This window comes from Edaphobacter sp. (assembly GCF_028283685.1).
Lineage (GTDB): Bacteria > Acidobacteriota > Terriglobia > Terriglobales > Acidobacteriaceae > Edaphobacter.
The window spans coordinates 237,438-252,977 of sequence record NZ_JAPWKF010000001.1; the positions used below are offsets into that span (position 1 = coordinate 237,438).

A 15,540-nucleotide genomic window follows, 5' to 3' on the forward strand; every position below is an offset into this window, starting at 1 on the left:
GCCAAAAAGCAGGCAACCTATGGCCAGTATGGATTTACTTGGTTTGGCCAGTAGATTGCAATGACTTTGTTTGAACACTCAAGACATTTGTTTGAGCGTGTCAAAGATATCCCTCGGGCCCTTTTGTGCTGAGCGACTCGTCGTGTGTTGCTGTGACGAGATCAGGATGGTACCGCTGACGCTTCGGTCATCCCGACGACGCATTTATAGGCCGTATTTGCAATGAATTGTTTCGTTTACTGTTTCACGTTTGCGTAACACCGGTTGTACTTTCGTGGGATAGGTTGCCCCATCCCTAGCCGATAGAGTCGATGCCAAGAGCAGCACTCTGAACGTTTGAACCCTTGTTGTATTTTTCTCATCTCAGTTGGCCCTTGGTACTTACGATGCGAGAGGTTGCCCCATGAAATCGGCCCACAATCCAGTGATGATGCCTGAAACAGAGTTTGCTGCAGCGAAGTTTCTCCGTATGGATCGAGACGATCTCGCACAGTCGGGTAAGTTGCTGCGCGAGTTGTCGGCACTCGTCGACGATCTGGTAAGCCTCTCCGCTCCGTTCAGAAAATCCTCCACCGCGGTAGCTGATGTGGAGGAGTGGACCCCAATGGATTACACCGAAGAGTTGATGGTGATCACGGGTAAAACAACCCGTTCCGTCCTGGCATCCAGATAGAGATCCGTACCTCGAGCTAAAGCTCACATGTCACGAAACATTGTGTTCATCCAGACCGGATGCGTGAGGTGTGCCCAAAACCCAATTGTTCTGAAACAGTGAGTTTACAGTGATAGACACCTTTTCTCCCCGCAAGTTGCTTACTCAGGTTCTGTCCGCAGGTGCCGTTGTTGCTTCTATTCTTCTGTCGGGATGCGGCAGCGGCCTTGTATCGAGTTCCGTTGTGGATTCTTTGCTGGTACAGGGAACGGTACAGGGCGGTTTGCAGCCGATCTCCGGCGCAACGGTTCAGGTCTATGCGGCGAGTACGAAAGGGGCGGGTACCTCGGCGACCAAGCTTTTATCGTCAGTGGTTTCGACGAACGCCACGGGCACTTTTTCTTTACCGGCAACCTTTAAGTGCGTCAATGCGAGCGACCAGGTCTACGTGGTGGCGACGGGAGGGAATCCGGGGGCGGGCTCAAACAGCAGCATCGCGTTGATGACGGATCTGGGAACGTGCAGCAACATCAAGGCCGCGACGCCGATCTACGTGAACGAGATCACGACGATCGCCTCGGTCTATGCGCTTGCGAAGTACATGAATCCGAGTTCATTTGACGTTGCAGCAGCCAGCAGTAATGCTGCGGATCTAGCCAATGCCTACGCACAGGCGGGCACGATCGCAAATCTCACTGTTGGTACGGCACTGTCTTCGAGCGCGGTGTACACCAAGCTCAACTCGCTCGCGGACTCTCTGGCGAGCTGCGTGAATGCCTCCAGCACCTCGACAGCCTGCAAGACTCTGTTTGCCGCGGCGACGCCTCCCGGAACAACGGCTACACCCGCGAACACGGTTGCGGCAATTTTGAATATCGCATTGAACCCGACGAACAACGTAGACGCAATCTACCGGCTGTCGTCGGTTCTGCCGTTCCAGCCGACTCTCTCTGCGGCCCCGACCGACTGGAAGCTGTTTGGCATTAGCACGGGTACGGGCTCAACGGGCGCAACGCTGACTGCCCCGAGCGTCACCTGGGCAACTCCTTCTGCGATCGGTTACGGGACATCGCTTTCCGCGGCACAGCTCAATGCAACGGCCTCGGTTGCCGGAAGTTTTGCATACAGTCCGGCGACTGGAACAATTCTCTCGTCAGGAACTCACACTCTTTCGGTGACGTTTACGCCGACGGATACGACGCACTATTCGACGAAGTCTGCGACGGTGAACCTGGTTGTAAATAAGGGCACGGCGGCTGTTACCTGGGCCGCACCTTCAGCGATCAGCTACGGGACCGCGCTTTCCGCGGCGCAGTTGAGTGCAAAGGCTTCCGTACCGGGAGCGTTCTCCTACAGCCCGGCCGCGGGTACGGTTCTCCCTGCTGGTGCTCACACGCTGAGCGCGACGTTTACGCCAACGGACACGACGGACTACACCGCCCAGTCAGTCAGCGTTACCTTGTCTGTCGGCAAGGCAACGCCGACGATCTCCTGGGCAACTCCTGCATCCATCAGCTATGGAACAGCGCTTTCGGCTGCACAGCTAAACGCGAGGTCATCGGTTGCCGGAACCTTTACCTACAACCCGACCGCTGGAACGATACCGTCTGCAGGTGCAGCCGTTCTGAGAGCGACATTCACACCGACCGATTCCGCCAACTATAACGGGAATACTGCAAGTGTCTCGCTGGCGGTGAATGCCTCAACACCAACGGTCAGCTGGGCAACTCCCGCAGCTATCTCCTATGGAACAGCACTCTCCGCGGCGCAGCTGAACGCGACGTCTTCGATTCCCGGAACCTTCACTTACAGCCCTGCGGCAGGTGCGGTTTTGTCCGCAGGTACTCAGAGATTGTCGGTGACTTTTACTCCGACCGACAAGTCCTACAGCGCACAGACGGCCTCTGTCAGCCTGGTGATCAATAAGGCGATGCCGGCAATCACCTGGGCGACCCCAGCGGCCATAACGTACGGAACGACCTTGTCGTCGACCCAGCTGAATGCAACGTCTTCTGTTCCTGGAACGTTCACCTACAGCCCTGCGGCAGGAGTGACGCCAACTGCCGGAACGACAACGCTCGTGGCATCATTTGATCCGACCGATAGCAGCAACTATGGCTCGACCAGGGCGAGTGTTTCACTGCTCGTCAATGCTGCAACTCCAACGATCACCTGGGCAACACCTGCTGCGATCAGCTATGGAACGGCGCTTTCGGCGACACAGCTCAATGCGAAGGCGTCTGTTTCAGGAACGTTTGCCTATACGCCAGCTCTCGGCACGGTTCTTACTGCGGGAACGCAGACCCTCCAGGTAAAGTTCACACCGTCGGATAAGACCTATACGACGCAGACCGCAAAAGTGAGTCTGGTCGTCAGCAAGGCGGTGCCCTCGATCAACTGGGTCGTCCCGGCATCTCTCAAGGCTGGAACAGTCCTGTCGACGACGGCTCTGAATGCAACAGCATCGGTGCCCGGCAAGTTTGCGTATTCCCCATCGGCAGGCACCATGCTGGCGGCTGGCACAAAGATGCTTTCAACGTCTTTCGCGCCGACGGATGCGACCAACTACAGCACGGCAACGAAGTCGATCAGTGTCACGGTTGCGAATGCGTCACAGCAGGCCCCTGCTATTTCATGGACGACACCAGCTGCAATTGCCTATGGCACGGCGTTGACTGCTACTCAGTTGAATGCCACGGCATCGGTACCCGGCACGTTCAGCTATAGCCCGACGATCGGAGCTGTTCTTTCAGCCGGAACCCAGCCGCTGAGCGTGACGTTCACGCCTACCGATACCACGACCTACTCATCGGCGACGACGAGCGTAAAGCTTGTCGTGAATAAGGCAGCCACACAAATTACATGGGCCTCCCCGGCGTCAATTGTTTACGGTACCAAGTTATCGGCATCACAGCTGAATGCGTCTTCGTCCGTTGCCGGGACCTTTACCTACAGCCCGGCGGTAGGCACCGAGCTTCCGGCGGGAACGAACGCATTGACGGCGACGTTCACACCGAATGACACAACGAACTACGCTGGTTCGACGGCGAGCGCTACGCTGCAGGTGGACAAGGCAAGTCCGGTCATTACATGGAACACGCCTTCGCCCGTCAGCTTCGGGACGGCGCTGTCGGCGACGCAGTTGAATGCCGCCGCTCCAATCATCGGCTCCTTCACGTATAGCCCGGCTTCGGGAACGGTGCTTAGCGCTGGCAATCAGGTGCTGTCCACCAGCTTCACCCCCATCGATACCGCAAACTATCTGCCGGTCAAGAAGACGGTGACTTTGCAGGTTGAGGGAGCCAAGTCCACGCTTACCTGGGCAACTCCGTCGGCGATCACTTATGGAACTGTTCTCTCTGCAGCGCAGCTGAATGCGACGTCTTCGGTTTCCGGAAAGTTCGTTTACAGCCCGGCAGAGGGTACCGCGCTGGACGCAGGAACGCAGGCGTTGAGCGTGACCTTTACGCCGGACGACACGACGAACTATTCCACTCAAACTTCATCGGTCAGTCTTACGGTCAATAAGGCCACGCCGACGATCAATTGGACGGCACCTTCTTCGATCAGCTACGGAACGAAACTGACTTCCAGTCAGCTGAATGCGACAGCTTCCGTTCCGGGAACGTTTGTCTACTCTCCTGCGGCAGGCAGCATGCTGACCACCGGCGCGCAGACACTGAGCGTAACGTTTACCCCGACGGATGCGGAGAACTATACGAGCGCCCAGAAGTCGGTGAGCATCGGCGTGAATGGCGGTTCGGTCTCAATCAACTGGCCGAATCCGGCAGCCATTACGTATGGCACAGAGCTCTCCGCAACGCAGTTGAATGCGACGTCGTCGATTGCCGGTACGTTTACCTACAGCCCGTCGATTGGTACGGTTCTGACTGCAGGCACGCAGACGCTGACGGCAACCTTTACCCCGGCGGACACGACGAACTATTCCCCCCAGACCGTTTCCTCGACGCTGGTGGTGAACAAGGCAACGCCAGAGATCACCTGGACTACGCCATCCGCGATTATCTATGGCACGGTGCTTTCTTCGAGCCAGCTGAATGCCACGGCTTCTGTTGCGGGTACTTTCACGTATCAACCCGCGGCTGGTACGGTGCTTCCGATCGGGAACGCCGTTTTGAAGGCGAGCTTTACGCCAAGCGACACGACTAACTACCAGGTTCAGACTGCGACGGTGAATCTGCTTGTCAACTCGCCGTCGGGGCCGGTGGGGCCGACGACGCCGGTGATTACCTGGGCAGCTCCATCTGCAATCACGTACGGGACGGCTCTCTCGTCAGGCCAGCTGAATGCAACGGCATCAGTTCCAGGAACATTCAGTTACAGCCCGGCAGCAGGCACCATTCTGCCTGCAGGGAATCAGGCGCTGACCGTGATGTTTACGCCGTCAGATCCTTCCTACACGACGGCAACCGCCTCGGTGGCATTGGCTGTGAACAAGGTAACCCCGACAATCATCTGGGCGACACCCGCAGCGATCACCGCAGGAACGGCCCTCTCAGTGGCCCAGTTGAATGCGACGGCATCGGTTCCGGGAACGTTTGTCTACAGTCCCGCAGCGGGAACGACTCCAGCGGCAGGAACGGTTGGACTGACGGCAGCCTTCACGCCGACGGACAACGCTAACTACAACACGAATACGGCAAGCGTCTCACTTGTCGTCAATGCGGCAGCGCCGACGATTACCTGGGCAACACCGGCAGCCATTACGTATGGCACGTCTCTCTCGACGGCGCAGTTGAATGCGAGAGCTTCGGTCGTTGGACAGTTCAGCTACAGTCCGGCTCTTGGAACTGTTTTGACGGCAGGTACGCAAACGTTGTCCGCGACCTTTACGCCCACCGATAAGACATTGAGCGCGCAGACAGCATCGGTAACGTTGGTGGTTAATAAGGCGACGCCCACGATCACATGGACGACACCAGCTGCAGTCTCTGAGGGGACTTTGCTCTCGGCGGCCCAGCTGAATGCGACGGCATCGGTGCCTGGAATATTTGCCTATAGCCCGGCGGCAGGTACAACACTCTCGGCGGGGACGACGAATCTGAGAGCGACGTTTACGCCAACAGATACGGCCAACTACAACTCGAACACGGCAAGTGTTTCATTGCTGGTCAACGCGTCGACGCCGACAATCACCTGGATAGCACCGGCAGCGATCACCTACGGCACGGCTCTTTCGAATGCCCAGCTGAATGCTACTGCTTCGGCTGCAGGCACATTCACTTACAGCCCGGCTAGTGGAACCGTCCTTTCTGCCGGATCGCAGAAGCTGACTGTCACGTTTACACCGACGGACAAGACGCAGAACGCTCAGACGGCATCGGTGACGCTTGTGGTGAACAAGGCGACTCCTGCAATCACCTGGGCTGTACCATGCAGCGATCTCTGCTGGTACAGCCCTCTCAACGACACAGCTGAATGCGACAGCCTCTGTTCCTGGGACCTTTGCCTATAGCCCGGCTGCGGGAACGGCTCCTGCGGCAGGAACGGTTACTCTGAGGACGACCTTCACGCCGACCGATACGGCCAATTACAACTCGGCCACGGCGACGGTATCTCTCGTGGTCAATGCCGGAGCACCGGCGATCACCTGGGCGACGCCGGCAGCGATCACCTACGGTACAGCGCTTTCTTCGACGCAACTGAATGCATCGTCGACCACTGCGGGCACCTTCACCTACAGCCCCGCAGCTGGCGCGGTGCTGTCTGCCGGTACGCAAAAGCTGACGGCAACGTTTACTCCAACCGACAAGACACAGAGCACTCAGACAGCTTCTGTGACGTTAGTGATCAATAAAGCGACACCGACAATTACATGGCCGACCCCGGCTCCGATCTCTCTGGGGACGCTGCTCTCGGTGCTTCAGCTGAATGCGACGGCATCGGTTCCGGGCACGTTTCTGTATAACCCACTGCTGGGTGTCTCTCTCAGTGCGGGGACGAACCCACTTTCTGTGACGTTTACACCTACAGATACGGCAAACTACAACACGGCGACGGCCTCAGTGACGATTACGGTCACGGGAGGAACCACGGGATCGGCTACCAATATTGATATCGGCACGACAGTTTCGCAGAGCGGCGTGAAGCGCCTTGGCATGAACATAGCGGGTCAGGCCTTCTATGATTCCAGTCAGATGCTGCGCAACCTTGTCTTCCGCAACCCGGGATTCGAGGGCGAGATCTGGCAGTCGATCTTGAAGTGCACTGCGGTGACAACAACCAGCTGCACCGACGCGCACTCAGTGGTCTCAATGGCCGGCGAACTTCGCCCAGGGGGCGACCTTCGAGTTCATCTATGGTGGCGCGAAGGGCATGACCGGTACAGTGACCTCGAGCACCGCGGTGTCGGGTAGAAAATGTCGCTGGTGTGACCATCAACTTTGCGGCGCCGTCCGCGGCTCCTAAGGTGGGTGATTTTGTCATCATCCACATGAAGTTCCCTGGAAATCCGCAAGCGGGATGGTGGACGAGCACCTCCGGTGGCGCGACGTTGACAGCCGAGTACTCGGATCTTTCCGCAGAGACGCCGGGAACGCAGGCACTTCGCGTAACGGCTGCAGGATCGGGGCAATCCGCTACCGTGGCTTCGTACTTCGACAGCTACACGACTCGTTCCTTCGTACAGATGAAGGGGCAGTATCAGATCACCTTCAAAGCCAAGGGCGTTGGCGGAACCAACCAGGTTGGTTTGAGCTTTATGCGTAATCTCGCCAGCAGCAATCTCGTCTATGTGAACCAGACGGTGACGCTGACTTCGGGTTGGCAGGACTACACCTACACCTTCACGGCAAATGAGACTGGAACAGCTATTGGACCAGCCAAGCTTCAGTTTGCCGTGAGCGGCGCGAGCGTCTTGCTGGATGACGTAAGCGTGACGCCAGTTACCGTCACAAGTTCGAATCCGACGCCATTCCGTGACGAGGTGGTCGACACGTTGAAGACGCTCAATCCCGGGGTTCTACGCTACAACGATGGCTCCAACACGGGATCTACGATCGATAACATCATCGCTCCGGCCTTTGCCCGTCAGCGTGCAGGCGCAAATGGCGCCAGTGAATACGATGACGTGGCGCTGGGTCTGCACGAGTTCCTGCAGTTGTGTCAGACGGTGGGTGCTGAGCCGTACTACAACATTCCGGCTGCGGCCTCTCCGACAGAGATGCAGAATTTGATAGAGTACCTTGCTGGAGATTCGTCGACGACCTATGGTGCCAAGCGTACAGCGATGGGACAGGCAGCACCTTGGACATCGGTCTTCCCGGTTATTCACCTGGAACTTGGTAACGAGCAGTGGAACTGGGGTACCTTCCCGGGATCGGCGATCAATGATCCGGTAGCCTATGGCAATCGTGTTGCGACGGTCTTTGGTGCGGCGAAGAGCTCTCCTTACTACAACGCCTCAAGCTTTGATCTGGTAATGGGAGGATGGGCAGATGTCCCGTGGTGGAACAGCCAGGAGATGGCGAGCAGCTCAAACTTCGACTCCGTTTCTGTTGCGCCATATCTCTATTACACTCTGAACGATACGTCTTCAAACGAAGCAATCTTCGGCCCCATGTTTGCGCAGCCGGAGATGCAGGACAGCGTGTCGACCGGAACGATGTATCAGAATGGGCAGTATGCCAAAAGCGGAAATACGAAGCTCGTGGTGTATGAAGTCAACCTGAGCACGCTCTCTGGAACGGCAAATCAAGCGACGTTGAACGGAGCTGCTGCATCTGTGGGAGCGGGTCTCACCGTCGCCGACCACATGTTGCTCATGGTGCGTGACCTGGGAATTACGACGCAGAATCTTTGGGCGCTTCCTGGATATACGAACAGCTTCACCAACACTTCGACGGGGGCTGCGGAGACGACGCCTCTGTTCGGATCGGTCATTGACATGGGCGGCCAGACTAATCTGCGTCGTCCTACCTACCTGGCGGAGCAATTGGCGAACACCGCGATCCTGCCGACGATGCTGCAGGCGACAGCTTCGGGGGCAAACCCGACCTGGGTGCAACCGCTGAGCACGAACGATTCCATCCAGCTAAACGGAGCTCATGAGATCCAGAGCTTTGCCTTCAGTGATGGAGCCAACAAACGGAGCGTGATCGTCTTCAACCTTAGCCGTACGACAGCTCGTCCGATTACCTTCACAGGAGTCAACGCGCCGACCGGAGCGGTAACGGTTGGACAGCTAACGTCGGCCAACATTACGGACACGAACGAGACCAATTCGACGGTGAATATCACGACGACAGCAATCTCTAACTTCCAGCCGTCGACACAGTATTCGCTGCCGGCATACTCGATGACTGTATTTACCTGGCAGCAATAGCTATTGCCGATTTCTTTGGCCGGGCAGTGATAGGGAAGAGATTTTCCTATCGCTGCCCGGCTTTTTTATTCCTTTTCAGGAGGTACTAAACGGTACCGAAGTGTTATATCGCTTGCCTTGCAAGCACGTTATGGTGAGAAGACATGCTTCTCGATTAACAGCTGGCATGTGAGTAAACTGGAAGCTATTTCCAGCACATAAAAGGGATATGCCACGGTGGGTTCAGAGATTGTGACGGAAGATGCACCCGGCGTACAGCGTGTCCTTGAAAAGAAGGCCCTGAGGGCCTCCTTCTGGTCGATCCTCGAGTACGGTTCGGGTATGGGGCTTCGTGTCGTCAGCAGTCTTGTGCTGACGAGGCTGCTGGCTCCGGCCTACTTCGGCGAGATGACACTTCTGACGACGCTGATCGTCGGGATCAACCTTCTTTCAGACATTGGACTGGCGCCGAGCGTCATTCAGTCGCCTCATGGAGACGAGCCGGATTTTCTTAACACCGCGTGGACGATTCAGATAATTCGTGGTGTTGTGCTGATGGTCGCTGCATTAGTTCTCAGCTGGCCGATGTCCAGATACTACAGGGACTCCCATCTTACGGTCCTGCTTCCAGTTCTTGCACTGAGTACTCTCATCGGCAGTTTCAACAGCACGAATCTGCTGTCGCTCGCAAGACATCTTGGCGTTCGTCGTCTCTTCTTCATTGACGGCAGCATGGCAGTCGTTTCTTTGATTGTGACGATCATCTGGGCCTATTACTGGCCTTCTGTCTGGGCGATCATTGCCGGACAGGTTATTTCGACGATCTATCGCCTCATCCTGAGCCATATTCCCGCGATCGCTCCCGGCATCAAAAACAGCTTCCGGTGGGATAAGAATTCCGTCCACAACATCGTCCACTTCGGGAAATGGATCATGATCGGCACGGCGTTTTTCTTCTTTGCGTCACAGGCCGATCGACTCATTTTGGCCCGACTGGTTCCGTTTGCAGTACTGGGAATCTACGGCCTTGCCTACTCGCTCTCCGATATTCCTCGAGCAATCATTCTGGCACTTAGTAATCGTGTTGCTTATCCGTTCGTCTCGAAGATGGTTCATATGCCAATGCCGGAGTTTCGGGCGAAGTTCCTGCACTATCGTTTTTTTATTCTTCTCGTTGGAGCGGGTCTGCTTTCGATCATGGTTACGTGGGGTCACCTCATCATCACGCATCTGTACGATAAGCGCTACCAGGACGCCGCCTGGATGATCCCGATCCTCGCCCTTGGACTTTGGCATACGCTGCTGTATCAAACGACCGCGCCTGTCCTGTTTTCCCTGGGAAAGCCGAGATATAACGCAGCAGGCAACGCGGCATATTGCGTGGCCATGCTGGTCGGACTTCCGCTGGCCTTCCACTTCTGGGGCTTGTTTGGAGCTGTGATTGCCATTGCCGCCGGGGATCTTCCGCTCTATCTGGTTATTCAGACGGGAACAACACGTGAAGGCGTACGTCCGCTCCGCCAGGATCTGCAGATGACGGCAATCTTTCTCGCCATCCTCGGCGGCTGCATGTTCCTGCGGTACAAGTTGTAAATCGAAGTTTCAGGTTTTCAGGTATAGACGCGCATGTTCAGAGGCTGGTTGAGCATGTTGTAGGCCTCCGCTCGTTCCGGGAGCATCTCCGACCGCGTGATCGCCTTGATGGACTGCGCCCATCCCACGATCAGGAAGAAGAGTTCGTAGTTCTGGGCTCCGAGGAAGACGGTGGTGAGGGTGAAGGCTATTCCCATAAAGATTCCCAGCAGAGAGAAGATGAAGTGGCGGTCCCGCACAGATCTTGTCTTAAACGCCTGCCGGATAAGGACAAGGATGGTTTCGGCGACGATGAGAAGGAGCGAGCCTAGCCCGACATATCCCCCACCGAGATAGACCAGGAGATACTCGTTGTCGATGGACGCCTGACCACCGATGTGCGGGTATCCCATGGCGCCCCATCCCCAGGCACCGCCAGCCTGTGCGATCGGCAGGTAGTTATCGATCAGTTGAGCGCGATACTGCGCCGTCTCTTTTTCGCTTCCATAGTCAGTTCTGGGGCCAGAGGCATAGTTTCTTGCCGCATAGTAGCCGGGTATGCCAACGATTATCCCAAGGGCGAGGACAAGAGCCGCACGGCGCTTGGGGACTTTACTCAGGCCGACCCATGCTATGCACATGGCAAGGATGGTTCCAAGCCATGGACCGCGTGCCTGGGTCGTTAGCAGGGTGAAGCCTATGACACAAAGAACCAGCCTGGGATTCTTCAGAGGGCTTTTTGAAGAGCTGGCGATATCGTTGCGGACTTTGTACTTGCGGTAGCCCAGCCAGATGGTAAAGATGAGTCCTGCAAAGTAGACCATGCCGGCAAGCTCGGATTGCGAAAATGGGCCGGCGACCCTACCGAAGCCCCATCGCACGGAGGTGACCCACCCGGACCATTGCCCTGGATAAAAGTGGCTCCAGAAATATTGGAAGGCATTGGACTTTCTGACGTACTCATACCAGGCGATCGGGCAGCCGATGAAGAGAAGCTGAACGAAACGGGTTACAAACTTTACCCGGATACCATTCTGCTCGATCAGCAGCTTGCCGACCATATAGGGAATGACGCCCGTGGCCAGCACGGTGAAATAGGAGAGAATTGCCGCGCTTGTCTGGCCGGTAGCATATTCGGTGTAACCCCTGCTAAAGAAAAACAGAAGAACCCAGAGGTCGATACGGGTTAGCTTCCAGCGTCCGATGTCATAAACCAGCATCCCCGCGCCAAGCGGGAGCATGACGGCAATGATCATGTTGATGGGGGGGATGGGGCGGACGGTGAGGTAGTAATCGACAGGGACGAGAAGGAGGACCGGTAGAAAGACGTTCAGAAGTGCCGCCGGGGTCTTGCCGCGAAGCATGACAAGGATACAAAGGATGCCCGGAATGAGTGTGGCGAACTCCATGAGGATCGTCGGCTGGCGGCCTATTGCCCGGCGTTCGCGGGCAGGCCTCTCCAGTATAGGGAGAGATGCCCCAGGATGAAGACAAAAAAGCGAAAGCCTTGATCTACCGTGAGAAACAGGATGACATACAAGATGGTTTTGGTATGATTGCCTACGATTCTGCAAATGTTCCCGCTTATACAGCCCCCGGAGCGCTCTCTGGAGCCGGGAGGCTGTGCGCAGTTTGCCCGACCGGAAACGATGAGCTAACGCTTAAGAGGAATAGTTGATATTCAGGGGCGGTTTATCCTATTGCGAATACCATGCCACACCATCCGGCGCTGTCGGCTGTGAATGGTGGAGTTCAGATGGCGATCCCGCAGGACGCCATGTCACAGTTCGCAGAGGCCATTGAAGGAGTTTCATGAATCCGGTCATCTTTAAGCCATCGCCGGAGTCGTCACAACAGACCGACGCCGATGTGCCTCCTTCTCAGCAACTCAAACAGCTCAAGCGTGATCTGACGCGCAGCGTCAGAATGTACCGCACCATCGCGATTACAGTTGGCGCTATCGTGTTCGCTCTGCTGCTTACCTTCGGCCTGCAGCGAGCGCCTTATTATGAGACCTCTTCGCTGATCTATGTGCAGCCGGCCAAGGCGAAGCTGATTACCGATGCAACGGGCGGAACCTACGATCCGACGCGATACGACACCTATATTCAACAGCAGCTTCAGACGATCGTCCGCTCCGACATCCTTGCGGATGCGTTGAAATCCGTTGCCCCTGGAATGTGGACGCGGCCCGGAGAGTCAGAGCAGTCTGCTATCACCCGCTTACAGCACGATCTGAAAGTAGAGCGAGAGATGGGGAGCTACCAGCTTTCGATCGCGCTGAGTGGAGGGAATCCCTACGGCATCGCCAACGTTGTGAATGCGGTTACGAATGCATACATTCGCAAGGAGCGGGTGGATGAACTGGCACAGACACAGCAGCAGCTGGAAGTCCTTCTGAATGAACAGAAAAGGCTTCAAACGCTGTTAGTCTCCGGCCGTCAGAGCCAGGCGGGATTGAGCACATCGCTGGGCGTGGCAGATACTGCAGGCGATAACGGCAATCCGTATGACGCTCAGCTGGGTGAGCTTCGCACGCAGCTGGCTTCGGCTCGCAGCGCCCATGCAATTGCGGAGGCTCAATTAGCCTCGGTCATCAGTCATGGACCGGACTCTGCCGCTGCCCTGAAGGCCGCCTCCAGCGAGCTGATCTCAAATGATCCCGGGCTGGCAATGCTGAAGCAATCCATAGCCGCCCGCAGAAGCAAAATCGTTGGAGAGATGGCGGGCCTGACAACAAAGAACCCTCTTTATCAGCAAGACCAGGAAGAACTACAGCGACTGGATCAGTCGCTCGACAGTATGACCGGTCAGCTGCGCGAGAAGGCTGCCTTGCAGTTGCAGGAAAAGTTGAAGCTCGAATCTGCGAGAACGGCAGACATCGTCTCTCGTCTCGATTCGCAGCTCTCGCAACAGACATCGATTGCGACTGGTGCGACGCCGAAGCTTCAGCAGGCAGCAGATATAGCAGCGCAGATCTCGCGTCTGCAGGATCAGCTGACTGAAGTGGAGAACGCCATTGCTGCAATTCGACTGGAAAACCAGTCGACTGGACTGGTCCACCTGCTGCTCCCCGCAGAGGTGCCGCTGAAACCGATCCCGAGTAAGAAACTCATTATCCTGGGCGCGTCGTTGCCACTCGCAATCATCTTAGGGCTTTTTGCATCATGGATACGGCTTAAGCTCGATCCTCATGTTTATGTTGGGAACGATGTAGAGAAGACGTTGGGTTTCCCCCCGATGGCGGTGCTTCCAAAAGTCAATGAGGTTGATCCCCGGGTGCTGGACGAATTCATGCTTCGGCTCGTGGCCGGTCTCGATCAGGCTCACTCCACGAGCGGGGCGCGCACCTATGTTTTTACTGCAGCATCTCCACATATCGAGATCGAGGGTCTTCTAACGAATCTCGCGGCGAAGATGGATAAGCTTGGCTATCGAACTCTGATCATGAAGGCATCCTCTGCGTTGCAGCGCCTGTCGCTTGCCTCTGACTCGGATGACGATGGGGAAGAGAGTTGGGAGCATCTTCGACTCTCAGAGAGCCGCGCCACGGAGACGCGCCTCGCGCGTTCTGGTGAATCGCAACTGACACGCCCTCGCCGTGAGAGTTTCGTCGCAGAGAACATCGAAAGGCTGAAGCAGAACGTCGATCTGTTGTTTATCGAAGCCCTGCCGTTGAGTACCTCGACCGAAGCGGAGTTCGCTGCAAGGCTAGCAGACATCACGGTCGTAATCGTAGGTTCCGCGCTCAGCACAAAAGATGATCTGACGGAGACGCTGGCGGTGATGCAGCGTTTGAACGTCGCCGGCGTTGCAACGGTGCTCAACGACATGAGTCTGCAGCACGCAGATGATGGCTTTATTGCCATGGTGCGCAGCGTGGAAGGACGACGACCGACGGCGAAGGGCAGGACAGACGCCTCGACCATGCGTGATACCTATCCGCTCAAAGTGTACGACGAGATCTATTCCGATAAGACAGATAAGGCTTCATCGGAGTTGTAGATAAGCGAAGACTAACGCATCACGCATGCAGATGATGCTACTGAGATTTTTCGAAAGTGTTCGCGACAGATTCTCTTTATCCGTAGAGCGCTTGATCCTTAGTTGTTTTGTGGCAACTTGAACAGAGAGATAATCCCTTGTCGATGAGATCAGATCAGGCCTTCACGTCCAACGAATCCTCCAGCTCCATGGTGACCAAATCGCAAGGCGCTCGAGGTCGTCATACCGGCCGTGAGATCGCCATCATCGGCATGAGTGGGCGTTTTCCGGGCGGCGCAAACTCACCCGCGGAGCTTTGGGAGTTGTTGCACTCCGGCAGGGATGGCGTCGGCGAGGCAACGGGAGATCGATGGGATCTTGGATGGCATCATCCTGACCATCAGCGTGAAGAACGTGTCTATACGCGGGCAGGCGGATTCCTTGATCGAATCGACGCGTTCGATGCCGAGTTTTTCGGCATCTCTCCAAAAGAGGCGCGACAGGTCGACCCGCAACATCGTTTGTTGCTTGAGCTGGCCTGGGAGGCAATGGAGGATGCGAATCTATCGCCTCGCGGCCAGGCGGGCAGCGACATGGGTGTCTTCATTGGCATCTCCGGCAATGACTATGCACACCTCGTAGGTCCACAGGGGCCAGATGCATATTCGAATACCGGAAGCTCCCTGAGCATCGCGGCAAATCGCATCTCGTACAACTTTGATCTGCATGGTCCCAGCGTCGCGCTGGATACGGCATGCTCTTCGAGCCTGGTGTGCGTCCACCAGGCATGTATGAGCATGTTGGCGGGAGAGTGCTCTTCTGCTCTTGCAGGAGGTGTAAATCTGCTGGTGCATGTGCGGCCCTGGATCGGTTTTTCCAAGGCCTCGATGCTGTCACCGACCGGACGCTGTAAGAGCTTCGATGCTAGCGGAGACGGCTATGTCCGCTCCGAAGGGGGAGGGCTTGTTCTGCTGAAGCCGCTGGCCGCGGCGGAGCGTGACGGCGACCG

7 protein-coding genes and 1 pseudogene are annotated in these 15,540 nt (G+C 56.5%); 7 read left to right on the forward strand and 1 reads right to left on the reverse strand.

The genetic code is table 11. The features are described 5' to 3' along the window. The first annotated feature begins 403 nt into the window (after window positions 1-403). The 5 genes from PW789_RS01015 (at window position 404) to PW789_RS01035 (ending at window position 10,568) form a co-directional block, all read left to right on the forward strand. A complete protein-coding gene (locus tag PW789_RS01015) occupies window positions 404-673 on the forward strand; it encodes a hypothetical protein (protein ID WP_299370346.1) in 270 nt (89 codons plus the stop codon). A 223-nt stretch (window positions 674-896) separates the two neighbouring features. Further along, window positions 897-6,128, forward strand: a complete 5,232-nt coding sequence (locus tag PW789_RS01020; protein WP_299370348.1) for a hypothetical protein — start codon at window positions 897-899, stop codon at window positions 6,126-6,128. Window positions 6,129-6,234: 106 nt separating this feature from the next. Continuing rightward, a complete protein-coding gene (locus PW789_RS01025) occupies window positions 6,235-7,029 on the forward strand; it encodes a hypothetical protein (protein WP_299370350.1) in 795 nt (264 codons plus the stop codon). Between the two features lie 14 nt (window positions 7,030-7,043). Then, window positions 7,044-8,996 (forward strand): carbohydrate binding domain-containing protein, encoded by a 1,953-nt coding sequence (locus tag PW789_RS01030; protein WP_299370352.1) that lies wholly within the window; start codon window positions 7,044-7,046, stop codon window positions 8,994-8,996. Between the two features lie 216 nt (window positions 8,997-9,212). Further along, entirely contained in the window at window positions 9,213-10,568 is a 1,356-nt protein-coding gene (locus tag PW789_RS01035) for an oligosaccharide flippase family protein (RefSeq protein WP_299370354.1), read from the forward strand. A gap of 17 nt (window positions 10,569-10,585) precedes the next feature. Here the strand turns inward: PW789_RS01035 and PW789_RS01040 are convergent, their stop codons facing one another. Then, the gene (locus tag PW789_RS01040) at window positions 10,586-11,956 is read right to left on the reverse strand and encodes an O-antigen ligase family protein (protein WP_299370356.1); all 1,371 of its coding nucleotides are present in this window, start codon (window positions 11,954-11,956) and stop codon (window positions 10,586-10,588) included. 403 nt (window positions 11,957-12,359) lie between these two features. On the opposite strand from PW789_RS01040, the gene PW789_RS01045 reads away from it, so the two are divergent. Next, complete coding sequence (locus tag PW789_RS01045; protein WP_299370358.1) at window positions 12,360-14,552, forward strand: hypothetical protein; 2,193 nt, start codon at window positions 12,360-12,362, stop codon at window positions 14,550-14,552. 251 nt (window positions 14,553-14,803) lie between these two features. Continuing rightward, a pseudogene (locus tag PW789_RS20010) lies at window positions 14,804-15,460 on the forward strand (polyketide synthase); the annotation flags it as partial. Between the last annotated feature and the right edge of the window lie 80 nt (window positions 15,461-15,540).

Excerpts from the sequence above, each read along its gene's own strand:
- PW789_RS01040 (WP_299370356.1), bottom strand. The coding sequence starts at position 11,956 with ATGGAGTTCGCCACACTCATTCCGGGCATCCTTTGTATCCTTGTCATG.
- PW789_RS01015 (WP_299370346.1), top strand. The coding sequence starts at position 404 with ATGAAATCGGCCCACAATCCAGTGATGATGCCTGAAACAGAGTTTGCT.
- PW789_RS01045 (WP_299370358.1), top strand. The coding sequence starts at position 12,360 with ATGAATCCGGTCATCTTTAAGCCATCGCCGGAGTCGTCACAACAGACC.